Source organism: Mixta hanseatica, assembly GCF_023517775.1.
GTDB classification, from domain to species: Bacteria; Pseudomonadota; Gammaproteobacteria; order Enterobacterales; family Enterobacteriaceae; genus Mixta; species Mixta hanseatica.
Genome location: NZ_CP082904.1, coordinates 2,612,209 through 2,631,616, shown reverse-complemented (window position 1 = coordinate 2,631,616; position 19,408 = coordinate 2,612,209). Strand labels below are relative to the sequence as shown.

Sequence of the window (19,408 nt, the reverse complement as noted above, 5' to 3'; positions counted from 1 at the left end):
TTGAAAACTGCCGGATCTGTCCTCCGATGGATTAAGGCTTTCTTCACGCGTTATTACGCTAAGGAAATCACAATGAATTTGATGGATAATTGTGCACTGCCTGCCGTTGATGTTATATTAAAATATAATATTCGGAGGTGCTCTATGTATACAACTCGCCTGAAAAAGGTCGGCGGATCCATCATGCTGGCGGTTCCTCCCGCCGTGTTGAAAACGCTGGAGCTGTCGACGGACAGCGAAGTGGGTATGACCATTGATAATGGCTGCCTGATTATTGAACCCCAGAAACGGCCCCGCTATTCGCTTGAGGAACTGCTGGCGCAGTGCGATCCGCACGCCGAAATGAGCGAAGAGGATCGGGAATGGATTAATGCGCCTGCGGTGGGCAAGGAGATCCTGTAAATGGACAGAGGGGAAATCTGGCTCGTTTCACTGGATCCGATTGCCGGCCACGAGCAAAGCGGAAAACGTCCGGTACTTATCGTATCAAAGGCATCGTTTAACAAGCTGACCCGACTACCCGTTGTTGTTCCCGTCACCAATGGCGGAAACTTTGCCCGCGCAGCTGGTTTTACCGTCTCACTGGACGACGCAGGAACAAAAACAACAGGCGTTATTCGTTGCGATCAGCCCAGAACCATTGATATGGGAGCCCGGAACGGTAAGCGACTGGAACGTATACCCGACGCTGTCGTGAATGAAGTGCTGGCCCGACTGGAAGCCATTCTGAGCTGATGCTTTCTATGTTAAACCGATGGTAGCGCTTTCGCTGCGCTGTTTTTTGATCGCCCCGGCGCTCAGGCATCGTTAGCAGCCCAGAACCGTTGAGATGGAAGCCTTGAGCAGCAAGCGTCTGGGACCTGTTTCTGATGCTATCGTGAATGAAGTGATGGTCAGCTGGCAAACCATTCTGAGCCGATGTTTTTGATGTGATTGATAGAATTACAACAGCAAAAAGCCCGCTCAGGTTTCCCTGAGCGGGCTTCTCTAAATCTGGCTCCTCTGACTGGACTCGAACCAGTGACATACGGATTAACAGTCCGCCGTTCTACCGACTGAACTACAGAGGAATCGTGTGAACGGGGCGCATATTACTGATTTTCCGCCGGGTGTCAAAACCCTTTTTTCATCCTGCAATACCGTTTGCGGAAAGCATAAACAGTTTGCTGCAATAATCAGCAAAGTCTGGCGCTTTTGGCGCTTTTTCCAACGGTCGAGGCGCTGGCCTGCGGCAATATTTGGCGTATTATGCAGAGGCAAAAAGAGCGGGCAGAGGCGGCGACGGCGAAAAAACGAAGTTGTAATAAAGCGTTAAACCGTACCGGAAAGATTTTGCATAATTGCTAACCATTGCCCATCATCATTATTCTCACCTTTATTAAGTCATCGGGTCGACCTTGCAAACTTTACTCGTCAAACTGCGACGCGCCATTGAGGGCACGGCGTGGTATCCCAAACGGCGTTCTTATCGGGTGCTGTTCTGGCGTGAAATTACGCCGCTGGCGGTACCGATTTTTATTGAAAACCTCTGCGTACTGCTGATGGGCGTGCTGAGCACCTTTCTCGTCAGCTGGCTGGGGAAAGAGGCGATGGCGGGCGTTGGGCTGGCCGACAGCTTTAATATGGTGGTGATCTCCTTTTTCGCGGCGGTCGATCTGGGAACCACGGTAGTAGTGGCATTCAGCCTCGGCAAGCGTGACGGCGAGCGCGCCCGCGCGGCTACCCGGCAATCGCTGGCGCTGATGACGGTCATGGCGCTGATACTGGTGGGCATTATTGAATTCTATGGCCATGTGATTATTGACGGCATTGCGGGCAGCGCCTCGCCGGAAGTAAAAGCGCTGGCGCTGAGTTATCTACAGATGTCCGCATGGAGCTACCCGGCAGCGGCCATTACGCTGATCGGCAGCGGCGCGCTGCGCGGGGCGGGTAATACTAAAATCCCGATGCTGATCAACGGCGGGATGAATATCCTGAATATCGTCATCAGCGGTATGTTGATTTATGGCTGCTTCTCCTGGGAGGGGCTGGGCTTTATCGGCGCTGGTCTGGGACTGACTATTACGCGCTATATCGGCGCCATTGGCGTGATTGTGGTGCTGATGGTGGGCTTTAATCCGGCATTACGCATTCCGCTGCGCAGCTATTTCAGTCGCTGGAACAGTAAGATCCTGATGGAAGTATTGGGTATTGGCGTGCCAGCCAGTATTGAATCGGTATTGTTTAACGGCGGTAAGTTGTTGACGCAGGTGTTTGTGGCTGGGATGGGCACCAGCGAAATCGCCGGTAATTTTATCGCCTTCTCTATCGCTTCGCTGATTAACCTGCCGGGTAACGCGCTGGGCTCTGCCTCGACAATCATTGTCGGCACGCGATTGGGTAAAAATCAAATTGGTCAGGCGACACGTCAGCTGAAGCATATTTTCTGGCTGGCCACTTTTGGCCTGTGCGTGCTGGCTTCCCTTTCGGTGCCGTTTGCCGGGCTGCTGGCGCGCTTCTATACCCACGAGGCGGACGTCATTGAAGTGGTGAAACATCTGGTATGGCTGAATGCCGCCTGTATGCCGATCTGGGCCGCCTCCTGGGTGTTGCCTGCCGGGCTGAAAGGCGCACGCGATGCGCGTTATACCATGTATGTTTCCATGCTCAGCATGTGGGGCGCGCGCGTGGTTGCCGGCTATCTGTTAGGCATTGTGCTGGGAATGGGGGTAGTGGGCGTCTGGCTGGGGATGTTCCTTGACTGGCTGGTGCGCGGTATCTTCTTCTGGCGCCGGTTGATTAGCGGTAAATGGCTGCAAAAATATCGTCCGCTTTCCGATCAAAAGCCGATGTTAAGCAAAAAATAGCGTAGCGGTCAGGGGCCGGAAAAAAGCCCCGCGCTGCGGGGCTTGTAACATATGAAGAGTAAACGGATTACTCCAGCGACGACAGCATATGGCGCTGTGCATTCCAGCGCGCCTCGACTTTTTCCGGATCGTGAATTTTAAAGGTAACGCCGGTCGCTACCTCGGCATAGTCGGAGCGATGCACCATAATATTGCCAATATCGATCTCAAATACCGCCAGATTCAGGTCGGTCTCATTTTCCGCTATCTGAATCGCGCGTCCGCGCATCTCGATAATGCCTTTATCATAGGCCAGCGCCACTGAAAGACGACCATCGCGCCGCAGATTCTCAGTAGTATGAGAATCGGGCCACAGCGCCACGCGCAATGTCTGGCGATCTATAGCAAAAACTTCGCCCAGGCTAAGCTGAGCGGCATGCGGCCAGCCATCGGCATCAACAGTAGAGAGACGCACAGCCTCGTTCACCGTCTGCGGCTTGATCTCGCCGCGCAGCCGGTTAAATACCGCTTCGGGTAATTCCACAATCGGTTCTGGACGGGTGTAAACCTCGCTTTCACTTTCCATGATGCCTCCGTTAGGGTTTTGCAACGTAACCCACAGTATAGACGGTAGCGATGAAGGCGCGCGGCGCGCTTTCCTTTGCCCGGATCAGCGGGCGCTTACGCTTTCCAACTGTTGGGTTAAAAAGGAAAGAAACAGATTCAGGGCGGCGCTGCGTGGTCTGCCCGCCACCGTTTGCAGCTGTAGCGTGCGCTGGCTGAGCTGATCAACGCCGGTGGATTTCATGATCAGCCCGTCGGCTTCAGCGCCGTAGAGCAGGGTAAAATGGCTGCACAGGGTGATTGCCTGCGACGTGTGACGCAAAAAATGATACAGCGCGGAAAAATTATCGCAGGTCAACACCGGTTCAATGATGCTGCCGCTCATCTGGCAGGAGAGATCGAACAGCTGGCGCACCGTGGTGTTCAGTTCCGGCAGCGCCAGCGGCCAGGTGCCCAGCTCGGCCAGATTGATCGGCCTGCTGGCCAGCGGGTGTGTCTGGTGCATCACCAGCAGCACCGGCGCCGGCCATGAGGCGATGACTTCCACATCACGCTCCGGATGCAGGCTAAACTGCAACGCCAGATCGCATTCACCGGCGCGTACCTGTTCAGCCACGCTCTGACTGCTGGTCACTTTTAGCGAAAAATGCACCGCCGGATTAGCTGCGCGAAAGTCGGCTAACAGGCGGGGCAGCAGACTGAAGGCCAGTCCGTCGGTGCAGGCGATGCGAATATGGGCGCGGCGCACCGCCTTTAACCCTTTGATCTCCGCTACCGCATACTCCATATCCAGCAGGCTTTTACGTACGTGGCGCGCAAAGATCTCGCCCGCTTCGGTTAAGACCATGCCGCGCGCGTGGCGTCGGAACAGCGGCGCGCCCACCTGCGCTTCCAGCCGCTGGATCTGCCTGCTGATAGCGGAAGTGGCGACAAACAGCTGTTCACTGGCAGCGCTGAGCGAACCTGCGGCCGCCACCGCCAGAAAATAACGTATTTCACTGCTGAGCATGCTGGCATCCTTATAGTATGTGCCTCTTTTTTGGGCAGTATAGCGTTGCTTTAAAAGCAAACCGAGCGTTAAAAATTGATAATTTTGGCAAAACCTGAAAAAGGTAAAGTCGAAAGAAAACGACAAAACCAATAACAATGGCAGGCAAACATGACGGCAGAACAGGCAGTGGCAAACGCGACCGATTATTTTGACAGCGGACAATTTCAACGGCTGTTGGCGCGCCGGGTCGCGCTAATGACGGAAAGCCAGCGCGACGATCGCGACGCACTGTTGGCTCACTATCTGGATGCGGAGATCGCGCCCCAGCTGACCGCGCTGGGTTTTAGCCTGCACCGGCTGGATAATCCGGTTGCAGCGCATCGTCCTTTCCTGATCGCGACGCGCATTGAGAATGACGCATTGCCAACGCTGCTCTGCTACGGGCATGGCGATGTGGTCTTCGGCGACGATGAAAACTGGCGCGAAGGGCTCTCGCCCTGGCAGCTGCAGGAGGAGGGCGACCGCTGGTACGGACGCGGCAGCGCCGATAATAAAGGGCAACACTGTATCAACCTGGCGGCGCTGGAGCAGGTGTTCCATGCCCGCGGCGGCCGGCTGGGCTTTAACTGTAAAATCCTCTTTGAGATGGGCGAAGAGATCAGCTCGCCAGGGCTGGCGGAGATTTGTCAGCAGCAGGCGGAGCTGCTCAGCGCCGATCTTTTTATCGCCTCTGACGGCCCGCGTCTGAATGCGGAACGGCCGACGTTGTTTTTAGGATCGCGCGGCTGCGTTAATTTTCGTCTTACCATCCATGCGCGTGATAACGCCTATCACTCCGGCAACTGGGGCGGTCTGTTAAGCAATCCCGGAACCCAGCTGGCTAACGCTATCGCCTGTCTGGTCAATCAGCAAGGGCAACTGCGCGTTGCGGCGCTCAGGCCCGATTCGCTGACTGACAGCGTACGCCAGATACTCAGTGATATTGAGGTGGGCGGCATGCCAGGCGATCCGACAATCGACGCCGGCTGGGGAGAAGAAGGATTAACGCCGACCGAGCGGCTGTATGGCTGGAATACGCTGGAGGTGTTGTCGATGCTGACCGGCAATCCGGCACGGCCGATGAATGCCATTCCCGGCTCCGCCACCGCCGTTTGCCAGCTGCGCTTTGTAGTCGGCACAGACTGGGAAAATCTGGTTACGCATATACAGGCGCACCTTCAGCAGCACGGCTTCAACAACGTAGAGGTGAGCTTTATGCGCGGATCGCCCGCGACACGGCTCGATCCATGCGATCCGCTGGTTGACTGGGCGCTGGGCATCCTGGCGCAGAGCAGCGGCAAAAAGCCTGCGCTGTTGCCCAACCTCGGCGGTTCGCTGCCGAATGAGGTATTCTCCGACATTCTTGGTCTGCCTACGCTGTGGGTGCCGCACTCTTATCCCGCCTGCGGCCAGCATGGGGTGAATGAGCATATGCTGAAATCTATCGCGCGCGAAGGGCTGCAAATAATGACGCGGCTGTTCTGGGATCTGGGGGAGCAGGGCAATGTCTTGCTGGCACGTCGGCGCGTCTGGCAGGGGGAAGCATCATGAGCAGCCTGAGCGCAGTACATGATTCCGCAGCGGTAAAACCCAGCCTGCATAAAACCCTGTTTGCCACCTGTATCGGCAACGCGCTGGAATGGTTCGATATTGCGGTATACGGCTTTTTCGCCAGCTATATCGCCCACGCGTTTTTCCCCACCAGCGACGCTTCCGTTTCGTTGTTGCTGACCTTTGGCAGCTTTGGCGTTTCGTTTTTGATCCGCCCGCTTGGGGCGCTGGTATTAGGCAGCTATGCCGACCGACACGGGCGTAAAAAGGCGCTACTGTTGTCGATCAATCTGATGATGCTGGGTGGGGCGATGATAACCCTGATGCCCGGCTACGCCACCATTGGGCTGGCGGCGCCGCTGTTGATCCTCGTGGCGCGTCTGATTCAGGGCTTTTCCGCCGGCGGCGAATTTGGCAGCTCTACGGCTTTTCTGGTAGAGCATTTTCCGGAACGGAAAGCCTTTATCGCCAGTTGGCAATTCGCCACCCAGGGCGCCAGCACGTTAATGGCGTCGGCGTTTGGCCTGGGTCTGACGCAGTTGCTTAGTGAAACGCAGATGATGGCGTGGGGCTGGCGTATTCCGTTTGCCTTCGGCCTGTTGATTGGCCCGCTGGGGCTCTATATTCGGCGGCATGTGCCGGAACCGGCAAGCTTTACGCCGCAGGCCAAATCATCCGCGCCGCTGAAAACCTTATTGGGGCAGCAAAAAGAGCTAATGCTGTTGGCGATTGGGCTGATGGTGATCTCAACGGCGGTCAATTACATGCTTAACTATATACCTACTTACGCTACTAAAAGCCTGCACCTCTCCGGCAGCGTCGCGTTCAGCGCTACGCTGCTGGCGGGGGTGATCCTGACGGTGGTGACGCCGCTGATGGGGCTGTGGGCCGAACGAATTGGTCGTGCGCCGCTGTTATGGGGAGCGCTGCTCTTGTTGGTGTTGACGCTCTGGCCCGCCTTTCATTTTATGGTCAGTTATACCTCACCGCTGAGCCTGATTCTGCTGGTGGGCTGGATGGCCTTTCTGAAATCGATCTACTTTTCAGCGGTGCCGTCAGTCATGGCGGATCTTTTCCCGGCGGCGACGCGCGCCAGTGGCATGGCGGTAAGCTATAACGTGGCGGTCACCCTGTTTGGCGGCTTTGCGCCGCTGATCTGTACGCTGCTGATTCAGGCGACCGGATCCAGCCTGGCGCCGGGTTACTATCTGATTCTGATGGCGCTGCTCAGCGGCGCGGCGCTCTGGCGCAGCAGAACCTATCTGCGCTAATCAATCTGCCCGCCGGGTAGCCGCGCGGGCTTTTTGCTCATCCCCATTTGGTAGTGATAACGTTCTGTACATAACGATGCTCACCTGTAATCCGCATCTATTTCTTGATTTTATTCCTGCCGTTATCACCGAACACTTCACATTATTACGTATAAAATAGTTTTCTCTTCAAACTGTTACGTTGGGGAATAGCCCTTGCGTTTTTGTGACGGCTGCTACACTTATTGCTGGTTACCGGTAACGATTCAGCGCCATTTTCCGCAGGCAAAAAGGCCTGTTTTTATCAGGCAACGTTGCTTTTCATCAAAGGAGAAAACGTATGACAAACCGTCCACAACATCCGCAGCAGGCACAACAGCAAAACTGGCCCGGCAGCTTCCTGCAAATGCAGCCGAAACCCGATCATGGTGAAACCAGCTATCAAGGCTCTGGCCGTCTGCAAGGTAAAACAGCGATCGTTACCGGAGGGGATTCCGGCATTGGCCGTGCTGTTGCCATCGCCTATGCCCGTGAAGGCGCAGACGTGGTGATCTCTTATCTGGATGAGCATGATGACGCGAAAGATACGGCGAAGCTGGTTGAAGAAGCGGGACAGAAAGCGCTGCTGATTGCCGGCGATATCACTCAGGCCGACCACTGCCGCAGCATTGTGGCGCAGGCGGCGGAACGCTTCGGCAAAATTGATATCGTGGTGAATAACGCAGCGTTTCAGATGACGCGCAACGCGCTGGATGAAATCAGCGATGAAGAATTCGATCGCACCATGAAAACCAATCTCTACGCGATGTTTTACATCTGCAAAGCGGCGGTGCCGCATATGCCTTCCGGCGGTTCGATTATTAATACCGCATCGGTGAATGCCGATCAGCCGAAGCCGAAGCTGCTGGCCTATTCCGCCACCAAGGCGGCAATTGTTAACTTCTCCGGTAGTCTGGCCGCGCTACTGGCAGATAAAGGTATTCGCGCCAACGCCGTGGCGCCGGGTCCCATCTGGACGCCGCTGATCCCGGCAACGATGCCGCCTGAACAGGTGGAAAGTTTCGGTGGAGAAGTGCCACTACAGCGTATGGGGCAGCCTGCCGAACTGGCGCCGACCTACGTGATGCTCGCCAGCGATGAAGCAAGCTATATCTCTGGCGCAACCATCGCCGTTACCGGTGGCGTCGCGGTTATCTAACCTTGCGGAAGGGGGAATGATGAAAGCTTATCCTTTAAAGCTGACCACGCCGTTGGCCACGCATATTTTTGGCGGCCAGCGTATTAAGCAACAGCTGGGAAAAGCGGGGCTGCCTGATACGCGCGTAGCGGAAACCTGGGAAATCAGCGATGTAGACGGCATGATCGCCTCGGTAACCAATGGCGAACTGGCGGGCACCAGCCTGCGTGAACTGACCGAGCGCTACCCTGATGAGATGGTTGCGCCCGGCTGGCGAGGCCCGCATTTCCCGCTGCTGAGCAAATTTATTGATGGAACCGGTATGCTGCCGGTTCACCTGCACGCTAATGACCCACTGGCGCAGCAGCTTGAACAGCAGCCAAACGGTAAAACCGAAGCCTGGCATATTCTCTGGGCGGCGCCGGATGCCACCTGCCTGTTGGGCGTACGCGATGGTGTGGATAACGCCCAGCTGAAAGCGGCGCTGCTGGCGGAAGATTATGATGCGGTGATGTACCGAGTGCCGGTAAAAGCGGGCGATACCTTTTACGTGCCAGGCGGCATGCTGCACAGCTTTGGTCCCGACACGCTGATTTATGAAATCGAACAAACCTCCAATATCCAGCAGCACGCCATGCCCTGGAAAATGGAGGATGGTTCGCGCCTGACTCAGGAAGAGTGGGAGAAAAATATCGATGCGCTGTTACAGGAGCTGCGTCCTGAACTGCGTTGCACGCCACAGGCTGGGCTGACGTTAAAAGAAGCGGATTTAATCCGGATCTTTTGCTGTGCCGGACCTTATTTTGCCCTGGAACGCTGGCAGTTCAGCCAGCCGCAGCGCTTTAGCTTCAACAGCGCACGCATCCTTTCCAATCTGGGCGAGCCGTTTACGGTTGAGGCAAACGGCGTCAGCGTTAATGTAGGACGCGCCGAATCGCTGCTGCTGCCTGCCGCGCTGGATGAAGTCACATTACGTGATAACGGCGAAGTGCTGATCGGCTACGTGCCGGATCTCGCCGCTGACGTGCTGCAGCCGCTGCAACAGGCCGGTTACAGCGAGCAGGAGATTGCGGCGTTAGGCGACATTCATCAGACAATGCGTTAGGAGGAACGATGCTTCCTTACAGTAGTCAGGGGCAGGGCGAAACTACGCTGGTGCTGATGCATTATCTGGGCGGCTCGCATCGAACCTGGTTTCCAGCCTTGCCTTATCTCGATCGCCATTATCATTGTGTGGCGTTGGACACGCCCGGCTTTGGCGATGCGGCGGAGCTTAAGGGCTATGACGTGGCTTCCATGGTACGTCAGGTGGATGAAACCATCCGTAGCCTGGGATTAAAAAAAGTTATCCTGGCCGGTCACTCTATGACTGGTAAAGTGGCGCTGGCCTTAGCCGCGCAGCGCCCCGATTATCTGGAAAAACTGGTGCTGGTGGCACCGTCGCCGCCGGGCCCGCAGCCGATGAGTGAACAGGATCGCCAGACGCAGGCCAGCTATCAGGGAACGCGGAAGGAAGCCGAGACGTTTGTTGACGGTTCCTGTTCCGCACCGCTGCCCGAACAGGTACGAGAGGTCGCGATTGCCGATGCGCAAAGCGCCAGCCTGGCGGCATGGCATGCGTGGCCACTCTCTGGTAGCCGGGAAGAGTGGCGCGATCGCATAGGGCGAATCGATCTTCCGGCGCTGCTGGTGCTGGGGAGCGAGGATGGAAACGTGCCAGGAGTGGATGCGCAGCAGGAAATGATGCAAACGCATCTGCCGCAGGGAACGCTGACCGTTATCGCAGGCGCCGGGCACCTGATGCCAATGCAGACGCCGCAGGAATTGGCCGCGCGTATCCTGGCTTTTGCCGCCAGCTGAGTTGCGCCGGGCCGGGATCGTTAATCTGCTGCGTTCCTGAATTGAACCGCCAATGCTCAGAAGGACGCTGACATTCTGGATTGGTAGCCACAACAGTTGGCTGGGCAGAGCCAAACCCAGGGATCGACCTCATGGCGATAAAGCTGCCTTGCTCAGCAACGGGCAACAAAAAACCCGCTCGGGTTTCCCTGAGCGGGCTTCTCTAAATTTGGCTCCTCTGACTGGACTCGAACCAGTGACATACGGATTAACAGTCCGCCGTTCTACCGACTGAACTACAGAGGAATCGGTTAAGTGGCGCGAATATTACCGTTAGCTTGCCGGGCTGTCAACAGCAAAAAAACTATTACTATTCAGTTGGCTAGCTTTACAGCAATTCCTACGGCGGCACACCGTTTTACCCGGTGACCACGGCAGGTTGCAGCCGCGCCAGCGGGTCCTGCCGATAAAAATGCGTCATCCGCTGATAAAAGGCGGGAAAACGTTGCTCCAGCAGCGCCGGCGCGCTAAAAAAATATTCTGATAGCACGGCAAAGCATTCAGCCGGATCGGAAGCCGCATAGGCATCAATACTGGCCGCGCTTTCTCCCACCAAATCGATCTCATCCTGAATAGCTTCCATCGCCGCGTGCAGATCTTGTTCCCAACTGGCGACCTCACGTAGCGGAATGGGCGGTACGCCGTTGGTATAACCGCTGCCGCGCGCATCCAGCTTATGCGCGACTTCGTGAATAATCAGATTAAAACCGCTCAGATCAAAAGAGTCCTGAATATCCAGCCAGTTCAGAATAATTGGACCCTGTTGCCAGCTTTGACCCGACTGCACGCTGCGATCGCTGTGAACCAGTCCATCTTCATCCTGCCAGCTATCTTCGGCAATAAAAGGCGCTGGATAGATTAACACCTCATGAAAGCCATCCAGCCACTCCAGCCCCAGCTTTAATACCGGCAGGCAAAAGAGCAGGGCGATGCGTGCGTTATACAGCGCATCCAGAGGTAGCTCGGCCAGCGGAACCAGCCGTTTCTGCTGTAAAAAGCGTTGCGCCAGCTGGATCAGCGCCTGCTCCTCATCAGGATGTAGCGAAGCAAAGATCGGTACCGCCAACGCCTGTTCCCAGGGAAGAGGCGCCGGAGAGACCTTTTCTTTCCATGGCCATTTGATCATCGCAATACTCACTCTGCGCAACGTTATTCACGGCGTACCATGCCGCAGCATAAGGTTTCACGCAACCGCTGAAGGCGCTAAAGCAGCGCACCGTCACAGCCTGACGGATCAGACGCGGCGAAATTCAATCACCCAGACCCAGGGGTTAACCTCCCAGCTGGTGCCGCCGTACTGTTTTTCCCAGGCTTTGCGGTAAGCCTCTTTCGGCGCGATCGATTCGCTGTTCATAGTAAAAAAGTGATTTAAAAAGTGCGAATCGGTTTGCACGCCTTCCGCCATCACATCGTCATCGCTGATATCCTGGATGCGCTCGGCCCGCACATGGGTAATCAACAAATCGAGACGGCTGGCCCAGCGGGGCATATGGATCCCGGTCTGCCAGCCAAAGGTTTCGCTTTCCTGATCATGCTGCAAGCCCAGATCCCGACTGTCGGCGCGATACTGGCAATATTTTGCCTGACGAAAGCTGCCCGGCGAGCGTTCGTAGGCTTCCAGCTGATCCGTCGGCACGATTGGGCCACGCCAGGTTTCACGTACCCACAGCCGATCGCCCGGCTGGCCGTAAGGGCATTGATAACTCAGGTTAGCCATGCTCATCATTTTTTTGCCGTGCAAATAGTTGCCTGTTACATCAACAACATAGCAACCTTCATGATTATCTTGCCCCGGGCCAAAAGGCTGAGACTTCATGATTCGCCGGGTTTGAGTTTGCTGGCCAGCCAACAGAGCGCGTACACGTTGTTCAGAGAACAGAATTGGCCTTTCTTTCATGTCTACCTCGTTTTTCTTCTTTTCTTAACTACCCGATAATGGCTGCTCAAAACAGACAATAGGATAAATCCTAACATTACTCATGATAAAAGGGGCAATCATTTCAATATTTATTCATGAGAACATCTTATGAAACAGGACGGTTCGCTGGCAAACGGGCTGGCGACCAGATATCGTCTGAAAACCTTACCGGTTAGGTTGAAAGATATTCGCGTCTCATTGATTTAATGTATATTTTTACAGGCTCTTAACCCTCAGTAAAGCAATGAACGTTCCTTTTAGTGAATAAGTTTGGCTTAAGCCATAACCGCTTCAATATGGCACAAGCTGGTCGGACATGCAGTAGGCTTGTTGTCTGATTTATTGCTCAATCATTAATATTTATAATATTTAAAGATTTATTCTTAGCGAGCGAAGCGTGACCTATGTTGCAGATGTGTTGTTATTTTGTAATGAGGGGTCTATAAATTGATATAGATCGCATTTTCAAAATTTGTTTTACATGAATTGCAATGATGGTCTGCATCATCAGGCTGTCATATAACAGCGGTATACCCGCAGCGGGAGCAGGGCGCTCCTGCTCCCGCATACGGTCCTGCCATGTTGCCTCTCTGCAAATAATAAAAAGGAGAAGATGATGTCGTTGACTCTCTGGCAATCCCGCTTTGAAAACTGGCTGCATGCCAGCTGGCCGCAGGACGATAAAGCTCATGATATTGCGCACCTGCGACGCGTCTGGCAAAGCGCGCAGCGCATTATGCAGGGTACGGATGCCGATCCGCTGGTGGTGATGACCGCCTGCTATTTTCACGACGTGGTCAACCTGCCAAAAAACCATCCGCAGCGGCATCTGGCCTCCAGTAAGGCCGCGGTGGAAACCCGCCGGATTCTGAATGAAGATTTTCCGGATTTTCCGGTTGAACTGCACAATGCGGTAGCGCATGCGGTTCAGGCACACAGCTTTAGCGCAGGCATTACGCCGGAAACGCTGGAAGCGCGCATCGTTCAGGATGCGGATCGGCTGGAATCATTAGGGGCGATTGGCCTGGCGCGCGTATTTTATACTTCTGGCGCACTAGGCCGCGCGCTGTTTGACAGCGAGGATCCGTTAGGGCGCGATCGTCAGCTTGATGACACCAGCTGGACGCTGGATCACTTCCAAAAGAAATTGCTGCGCCTGCCTGATACCATGCAGACCGTGGAAGGTAAACGCCTGGCCCAGCACAATGTCGCTTTTTTGGTCACCTATATGGCCAAGCTGTGCGCAGAGCTGCAGGGCGATCTGGTTTCTTTGGATGAATCGGTACTGCGCGACTTCACGCCCGCGCTGAGCGAATATTAAATTTTTGTGACAGTCTGTTAAATTCATCGCCGTTCCGCTACGTTGACCCAAACAACCAGGAGGAATGGTATGACTGACACGGTTAGCTTAACGATCAAAATTGATCCGAACCTAAAAGATGCGTTAAAAACCCTTGCGCTGGAAAACCAGCTGTCGCTGAGCCAGGAAGTAAGCCAGCGCTTGCAGGCCAGTTTATTGACTCAGCCGCATCCGGCTATTGATAACCAGCATACCCAGGAAATAGAAAGCCAAACCGCAGAGCAGGAAGAGGATGATGCGCAGCAGCTTACCAGCAGCGAGCTGAAACAAATCCGCTCGCTGCTGAAAAAAAGTAAAAAGAAGAAATAACTACAGGCTGAACTGGCGCACGCTTTGAGAGAGACGCTGCGCCTGTTGAATCAATACCTGCGAGGCGCTGGCGCTTTGTTGTGACAGCGCCTCATTCTGCTTTACCTGCTGCGCCATCTTTGAAATCTCTGCGGCAATCTTACCGACGCGCTCGCTTTGCGCCGTCGCGTTCTGTTCCAGCTCCGCCAGCAGCACCACAACGCCGGAAACCTCCTGACGAATCTGATCGTAGAGCGCCTCCAGCGCCTGTACGCGCTCAGAGCCGGTTGAAATATGCTGATGGGTATGTTGAATGCGCCGATCGATTTCGCGCGTTGAATGGCTGCTCTGATTTGACAGTAGTCCAATCTCTTTCGCCACGATGGAAAAGCCGCGGCCATAGACGCCGGCATGCGCCGATTCAATGGCCGCGTTCAGCGCCAGCATGCGCGTCTGCAGCGATAGCCCTTCCAGCAGACTGACGATGCCGGAAATCTCGCCCGACGCCAGCACGATATCACGCATATGCGTATCGACCTGATTGACCATCTCACCGCAGCGCTGCGTTAGGGTATCGGTATGCTGCACCTGGCGGGTGGCGTGCTGCGTAAAGCGGCTGCTGCTTTCTACCTCTTCCGCCATACGCGTCAGACGGGCGGAAATATGGGCGAACGCGCTGCTTTGTTGCTGATTGCTGTGATTCAGCGTGTCGCTGTGCTGAACGATCCCTTCAGCGCTCTGCATCACCGCATCGGCAATGCCGTTAATTTCGCTGACGATATGCTGTAACCCCTGCTGCATTTGTCGCATGGCCAGCCACAGACGCTGCATCTCATGAGACTGCCGCCCGGACTCCGCCAAAGGCTGCGTCAGATTGCCGGTGGCAATATGCTTCAGCGCGGTGGTTGCCTGCGTCAGAGGCCGCAGTACGCCACGCAGCAACAGACCTCCCGCTACTACCAGCATCGCCAGCAGCAGCAGCGAGAAAAACAGCAGCAGATTACGGCTGTCGGTCAGCGATTGCAGCGTGGCCTGATTGGTGGTGGCGACCTGTCGATCGGCCTCGGCTATAGTGGTGTGCCATGCGTCATTAAACTGCTGTTGAAAGGCTTCCATCGGCACCATAAAAAAGCCGTCGATGCTGTTATCGCTCAGGCTTTTTAACTGCTCCTGCAGGCCGCTCGCCAGCTGATTAAAACTTTGCGCCAGCGGGCTGTCTGCCGGTGCGCCATAACGGGTAAAGGCGCGCTGCGCCTGGGTTAGCGCCTCTACGGCGCTGGCGGCCAGCGGCTTCCAGCTATCCACTGAACCGGTCTCTTTATCCTGCATAAACCAGATGCCGGCACGGTGACTGTTATCGCTGGCGGTCAGCAGCGCAACGCGGGCATTCTCCAGGCGCGCCTGACGTTGATGCAACTGTTGCGCGGTTTCGACGGTGGTATGGGTGTGACTGACGGAGCGGGTTAAAATCAGGACGCTGGCGCACTGCAACAGACAAAACAGCGCCAGGAAGATCCAAAAAACCGCGCTCAGGCTGAAGATAAAATGAGGCAGACGAAAACGCAGCGGGCGCACCAGGCGCAGCGGAAGCACTGAGAGTAGCGACATGATCCTTTCCATAAAAATAAAAAGGAGTATTGGCGCGGCTGATGTCAATTTTGTGACAGCGGCAGCGCCTGGCGCAGTTTCGATAGTTCTGGTGGTATTAAGACAAATCTGAGGAGGATGGAGCGGCGTTAGCTTTCGTCATCGCCATAATAAACCACGCCCAGCTTGATCAAAGGACGGCCCTGAGATTTGCGATGCAGGTTGCTGTCGCGCAGAGAGTAGACGCAACCGCAATACTCCTGCTGGTAAAAGCGCTCGCGTTTACTGATTTCAATCATCCGCGCCGAACCGCCTTTTTTGCGCCAGTTATAATCCCAGTAGGTCATGCCCTGGTAAGGCGCCGCCGCACGCTGACCGCAATCGTTGATCTGCTGCATATTCTTCCAGCGGGAGATCCCTAACGAACTGGAAATAACCGAAAAGCCATGTTCCCAGGCATACAGCGCGGTACGCTCAAAACGCATATCGAAGCACATGGTGCAGCGCACGCCGCGTTCCGGCTCCCACTCCATGCCTTTGGCGCGTTCAAACCAGTTATCGGTGTCGTAATCCGCATCCACAAAGGGTACGCCGTGCTTTTCTGCAAAGCGGATATTTTCCTCTTTGCGCAGCAGATACTCTTTTTGTGGATGGATATTGGGATTGTAAAAGAAAATCGTGTAATCAATGCCGGAGGCGTGCAGCGCTTCCATTACTTCACCGGAACAGGGGGCACAGCAGGAGTGCAACAGAAGTTTGTTGGCGCCATTGGGCAATGACAGTTGTGGGCGTTCAGTTTCGCTCATTTCAGCTCTCCTGATGTTTCAATGCGGCTAGTGTAGGGCGCGCGCCATGGCTTGTCACCCCAGAGGTGGTTAAAAAGCAGCGGCGCTAATCAATGGAGCGCTGGGTCAAACAGGTGATACACTTGCGTCACTTTTTACCAAAACAGCAAAGTTATGAGCGAATTTGACGAAGTAGCGCTTCAGCTGGCTCAGCAGGCGCAGGCCGATGAACAGCAGAAACGGATAGAGGATAGTCAGCTACTGCAACAGGTGCTGGAGATTTACGATCGAAAAACCGTCGCGGCCTGTTTGCGTCAGCTCAGTCAGAATGAATGGACGCGCGAATCGCTCAGCCGCTGGTTAACGGGCAAGGGAAATCAGCGCACCTTGACCGCGGCAGAAGTGGCGCTGTTGCAGCAGATGTTGCCAGCGCCGCCAGCACATCATCCTGATTACGCGTTTCGCTTTATCGATCTGTTTGCCGGCATCGGCGGTATTCGCAGCGGTTTTGAAGCTATCGGCGGGCAGTGCGTATTCACCAGCGAGTGGAATAAACATGCGGTGCGCACCTATAAGGCTAACTGGTACTGCGACAAACAGCAGCATCGCTTCAATCAGGATATTCGTGATGTCACCTTAAGCCAGCGTGCCGATATCGATGAGCAAACGGCATGGGGACATATCAATCAACAGATCCCCGATCATGACGTGCTGCTGGCCGGTTTTCCCTGTCAGCCGTTCTCGCTGGCGGGCGTATCAAAGAAAAATGCGCTGGGACGCGCGCACGGTTTTGCCTGTGAAGCGCAGGGCACGCTGTTTTTTGACGTAGCGCGGATTATCGCCGCCAAAAAACCAGCAATTTTCGTGTTGGAAAACGTAAAGAACCTGAAAAGCCACGACCAGGGAAACACCTTCCGCATCATTATGCAGACGCTGGATGAGCTGGGCTATGAGGTGGCGGATGCCGACGCGCCGCCGGGACCGGACCCAAAAATCATCGACGGTCAGCATTTTCTGCCGCAGCACCGCGAGCGCATCGTGCTGGTGGGGTTCCGACGCGATCTGGGCTTATCGCCCGGCTTTACCCTGCGCGATATTTCCCGTTTCTGGCCGCAGCGGCGGCTTACGCTGGCGGAACTGTTGGAACCGCAGGTGGATGAAAAATATATTCTGACGCCGACGCTGTGGAAATACCTTTATAACTACGCCCGGAAACATCAGGCGAAGGGCAACGGCTTTGGCTTCGGCCTGTTCGATCCCGCCAGCACCCAGGGCGTGGTGCGCACGCTTTCTGCGCGCTACTACAAAGACGGCTCGGAAATATTAATCGATCGTGGCTGGGATCGTGCGCTTGGTGAAAAAGAGTTCGATAACCCGACCAACCAGCAGCGTCGCCCACGGCGTCTGACGCCGCGTGAGTGCGCCCGACTGATGGGGTTCGAAACGCCCGGCGGCAAGAAATTCCGCATTCCGGTCTCTGATACCCAGGCTTATCGACAGTTTGGCAATTCGGTTATCGTGCCGGTGTTCGCTGCGGTGGCGAAGCTGCTGCAGCCGTGGATTGCGCAGGCGGTGAGTAAACGCCAGTGAATGTCGTGGAGCACGTCAGCTACTATCACCCGCATGGGATGCCCGGCATGGTGCTGGGCGAGGCACGCCTGAATCATTCTGACTTTGCGCCGCATTTTCATCTCGATTATCACATCGGCCTGATTGCTGATGGCGCGCAGCGGCAGCGTTTTAATGGTCAATCCGATCTGCTGTGCAGCGGACGTATCGCCATCATGCCGCCAGGGGAAGTGCATACCGGCACACGTGAAGGGGAACATAGCTACACCTTACGCACCTTTCGCATTGCGCCGGAGCTGTTGCAAACGCTGGCGGAAGAGATAGCCGACCAACCGCAGATGTTAGCCTGTGGACCAACCATTATTGACGCGCCAGCGCTGAGCTGGCAGTTGCTCCAGTTGCATTCTCAGGCCGCCATGCACAACGAAGCCTTTAATGCGGCGACGCTGCTGCTGCTGGAGCCGTTACTGATACAGATGAAGCTTATTTCGCCGGTAGGCCGCGCTGGCGGTTTATCGGCTCAGGCGTTCCAGCGGGTGCGTGATTACTGCTTTAGCCATCTGGCGCAGCCGATTTCATTACAGACGCTGGCGACGCTGTGCGGCCTGAGCCGTTTCCAGTTTTTACGCCGCTTTCAGCAGCATACCGGCATGACGCCGCACGCCTGGCTAAAGCGTCTGCGACTGGAACAGGCGTGTCGGCTATTAGCACAGCCCGCGCGCAATTTGGCGCAGGTGGCGGCAGAGGTGGGCTTTTATGATCAAAGCCATTTTAGCCGCGCCTTTCGCCAGGCCTTTGGCATTGCGCCGTCAGCCTGGTAACAGCTCATAGCTGATGCGCACGCCATTTTTCACTTTAATCTTACGCAACGTCAGCGCATCAATCTCTCCGCTGTGGGTCACATGCGTGCCGCCGCAGGCAAAAGGCCGATAGTCGCCTATTGACACCGTACGGATCTGCGGCTGCTGCGGAATTTTATCCGCCAGTTCCGGGCGCAGGGCGGCAATCTGGCTAAAGCTGCTGGCGGCAATCGCGATCGGTAAAGCGGCGGCAATGGCTGCGTTTACCTGCTGCTGCGCCCGCTGTAAAAAAGTCTGAGCATCCTCAGAGAGTTCACCCTGAAATTCAACATAGGCGCCGGGTAAAAAATGGTGACCTTTATCGGGAATTAAACCGGGCTGCAAGGTTTCAACCACGTGAGAGATAAGGTGTCCGGCGCTGTGCGAACGTGAAGCTAATAGCCGAAACGCCGTATCAATAGCCAGCGTTACGCCATCTCCTGGCGTCAGCGTGGCGGGTAATGCCGCAATATAATGCCGCACGCTGCCGTCACGCATTAATGCTAAAGAGGAATCGATTTTTTGCTCGCGCAGAGTCAGCGTGCCGCGATCGGACATTTGCCCGCCGCCCTGCGGGTAAAAAGGGGTGCGATCGGTCGCGATCCAGCTGCCTTTTTCATCTGTTCCCCAGGCGGTCACCTGTGCTTCACAGCGTGTGGCAGCAGGTTCGGTGCGATAAAGCAGGTTAGTCATAATGTCTCCCGATAATAAAGCGTAAAAACAGCATCCTGCCAGTTTGGGCTGGCGCGGGCTTGTAAATAATTGC

Annotated in this window: 19 protein-coding genes and 2 tRNA genes; 12 read left to right on the top strand and 9 right to left on the bottom strand. The window is 55.4% G+C overall.

Annotation, left to right across the window (positions count from 1 at the left end):
• Nucleotides 1-144 precede the first annotated feature (144 nt).
• Nucleotides 145-402: an AbrB/MazE/SpoVT family DNA-binding domain-containing protein gene (locus K6958_RS12700; RefSeq protein ID WP_249891442.1), complete on the top strand. Its 258-nt coding sequence runs from the start codon at nt 145-147 to the stop codon at nt 400-402.
• Nucleotides 403-735: a type II toxin-antitoxin system PemK/MazF family toxin gene (locus K6958_RS12695; RefSeq protein ID WP_249891441.1), complete on the top strand. Its 333-nt coding sequence runs from the start codon at nt 403-405 to the stop codon at nt 733-735.
• Nucleotides 736-994: 259 nt separating this feature from the next.
• Here K6958_RS12695 and K6958_RS12690 read toward each other — a convergent pair.
• Nucleotides 995-1,070 (bottom strand) — tRNA-Asn (locus K6958_RS12690).
• Nucleotides 1,071-1,397: 327 nt separating this feature from the next.
• Here K6958_RS12690 and K6958_RS12685 point away from each other — a divergent pair.
• Nucleotides 1,398-2,846: an EmmdR/YeeO family multidrug/toxin efflux MATE transporter gene (locus tag K6958_RS12685; protein WP_249891440.1), complete on the top strand. Its 1,449-nt coding sequence runs from the start codon at nt 1,398-1,400 to the stop codon at nt 2,844-2,846.
• A 67-nt stretch (nt 2,847-2,913) separates the two neighbouring features.
• Here K6958_RS12685 and K6958_RS12680 read toward each other — a convergent pair whose 3' ends face one another.
• Nucleotides 2,914-3,411 carry a pyridoxamine 5'-phosphate oxidase family protein gene (locus K6958_RS12680; protein WP_249891439.1) on the bottom strand — a complete coding sequence of 166 codons (498 nt, stop codon included), beginning with the start codon at nt 3,409-3,411 and terminating at the stop codon, nt 2,914-2,916.
• 84 nt (nt 3,412-3,495) lie between these two features.
• Nucleotides 3,496-4,398, bottom strand: coding sequence for a LysR family transcriptional regulator (locus K6958_RS12675; RefSeq protein ID WP_249891438.1), 903 nt, complete (start codon nt 4,396-4,398; stop codon nt 3,496-3,498).
• A 150-nt stretch (nt 4,399-4,548) separates the two neighbouring features.
• Between K6958_RS12675 and K6958_RS12670 the strand changes: the two genes are divergently transcribed.
• The 5 genes from K6958_RS12670 (at nt 4,549) to K6958_RS12650 (ending at nt 10,257) form a co-directional block, all read left to right on the top strand.
• Complete coding sequence (locus K6958_RS12670; RefSeq protein ID WP_249891437.1) at nt 4,549-5,970, top strand: M20 family metallopeptidase; 1,422 nt, start codon at nt 4,549-4,551, stop codon at nt 5,968-5,970.
• On the top strand, nt 5,967-7,241 hold the full coding sequence (locus K6958_RS12665) for an MFS transporter (protein WP_249891436.1): 1,275 nt from the start codon (nt 5,967-5,969) through the stop codon (nt 7,239-7,241). Before K6958_RS12670 ends, K6958_RS12665 begins: the two co-directional genes overlap by 4 nt.
• 319 nt (nt 7,242-7,560) lie before the next feature.
• Entirely contained in the window at nt 7,561-8,418 is an 858-nt protein-coding gene (locus tag K6958_RS12660) for a glucose 1-dehydrogenase (RefSeq protein ID WP_249891435.1), read from the top strand.
• Nucleotides 8,419-8,434: 16 nt separating this feature from the next.
• A complete protein-coding gene (locus tag K6958_RS12655; RefSeq protein WP_249891434.1) occupies nt 8,435-9,502 on the top strand; it encodes a class I mannose-6-phosphate isomerase in 1,068 nt (355 codons plus the stop codon).
• Between the two features lie 8 nt (nt 9,503-9,510).
• Complete coding sequence (locus tag K6958_RS12650; protein ID WP_249891433.1) at nt 9,511-10,257, top strand: alpha/beta fold hydrolase; 747 nt, start codon at nt 9,511-9,513, stop codon at nt 10,255-10,257.
• A 209-nt stretch (nt 10,258-10,466) separates the two neighbouring features.
• On the opposite strand, the gene K6958_RS12645 is transcribed toward K6958_RS12650, so the two are convergent.
• The 3 genes from K6958_RS12645 to K6958_RS12635 form a co-directional block, all read right to left on the bottom strand.
• Nucleotides 10,467-10,542: transfer RNA gene (locus tag K6958_RS12645), tRNA-Asn, on the bottom strand.
• 112 nt (nt 10,543-10,654) lie between these two features.
• A complete protein-coding gene (gene mtfA / locus K6958_RS12640) occupies nt 10,655-11,422 on the bottom strand; it encodes a DgsA anti-repressor MtfA (protein WP_249891432.1) in 768 nt (255 codons plus the stop codon).
• A gap of 108 nt (nt 11,423-11,530) precedes the next feature.
• Complete coding sequence (locus K6958_RS12635; protein WP_249891431.1) at nt 11,531-12,193, bottom strand: ASCH domain-containing protein; 663 nt, start codon at nt 12,191-12,193, stop codon at nt 11,531-11,533.
• Between the two features lie 637 nt (nt 12,194-12,830).
• Here K6958_RS12635 and K6958_RS12630 point away from each other — a divergent pair.
• Nucleotides 12,831-13,535, top strand: coding sequence for a phosphohydrolase (locus K6958_RS12630; protein WP_249894679.1), 705 nt, complete (start codon nt 12,831-12,833; stop codon nt 13,533-13,535).
• Between the two features lie 69 nt (nt 13,536-13,604).
• Nucleotides 13,605-13,883, top strand: a complete 279-nt coding sequence (locus K6958_RS12625) for a hypothetical protein (RefSeq protein WP_249891430.1) — start codon at nt 13,605-13,607, stop codon at nt 13,881-13,883.
• Here the strand turns inward: K6958_RS12625 and K6958_RS12620 are convergent, their stop codons facing one another.
• Nucleotides 13,884-15,470 carry a methyl-accepting chemotaxis protein gene (locus K6958_RS12620; protein WP_249891429.1) on the bottom strand — a complete coding sequence of 529 codons (1,587 nt, stop codon included), beginning with the start codon at nt 15,468-15,470 and terminating at the stop codon, nt 13,884-13,886. It abuts the gene before it with no gap.
• Between the two features lie 128 nt (nt 15,471-15,598).
• Entirely contained in the window at nt 15,599-16,255 is a 657-nt protein-coding gene (locus tag K6958_RS12615; protein ID WP_249891428.1) for an epoxyqueuosine reductase QueH, read from the bottom strand.
• Nucleotides 16,256-16,408: 153 nt separating this feature from the next.
• Between K6958_RS12615 and K6958_RS12610 the strand changes: the two genes are divergently transcribed.
• Complete coding sequence (locus K6958_RS12610; RefSeq protein WP_249891427.1) at nt 16,409-17,824, top strand: DNA cytosine methyltransferase; 1,416 nt, start codon at nt 16,409-16,411, stop codon at nt 17,822-17,824.
• Nucleotides 17,821-18,624 carry an AraC family transcriptional regulator gene (locus tag K6958_RS12605; protein WP_249891426.1) on the top strand — a complete coding sequence of 268 codons (804 nt, stop codon included), beginning with the start codon at nt 17,821-17,823 and terminating at the stop codon, nt 18,622-18,624. Before K6958_RS12610 ends, K6958_RS12605 begins: the two co-directional genes overlap by 4 nt.
• On the opposite strand, the gene K6958_RS12600 is transcribed toward K6958_RS12605, so the two are convergent.
• A complete protein-coding gene (locus tag K6958_RS12600; protein ID WP_249891425.1) occupies nt 18,613-19,335 on the bottom strand; it encodes an alanine--tRNA ligase-related protein in 723 nt (240 codons plus the stop codon). The two genes, K6958_RS12605 and K6958_RS12600, sit on opposite strands and share 12 nt — an antisense overlap.
• Nucleotides 19,336-19,408 lie beyond the last annotated feature (73 nt).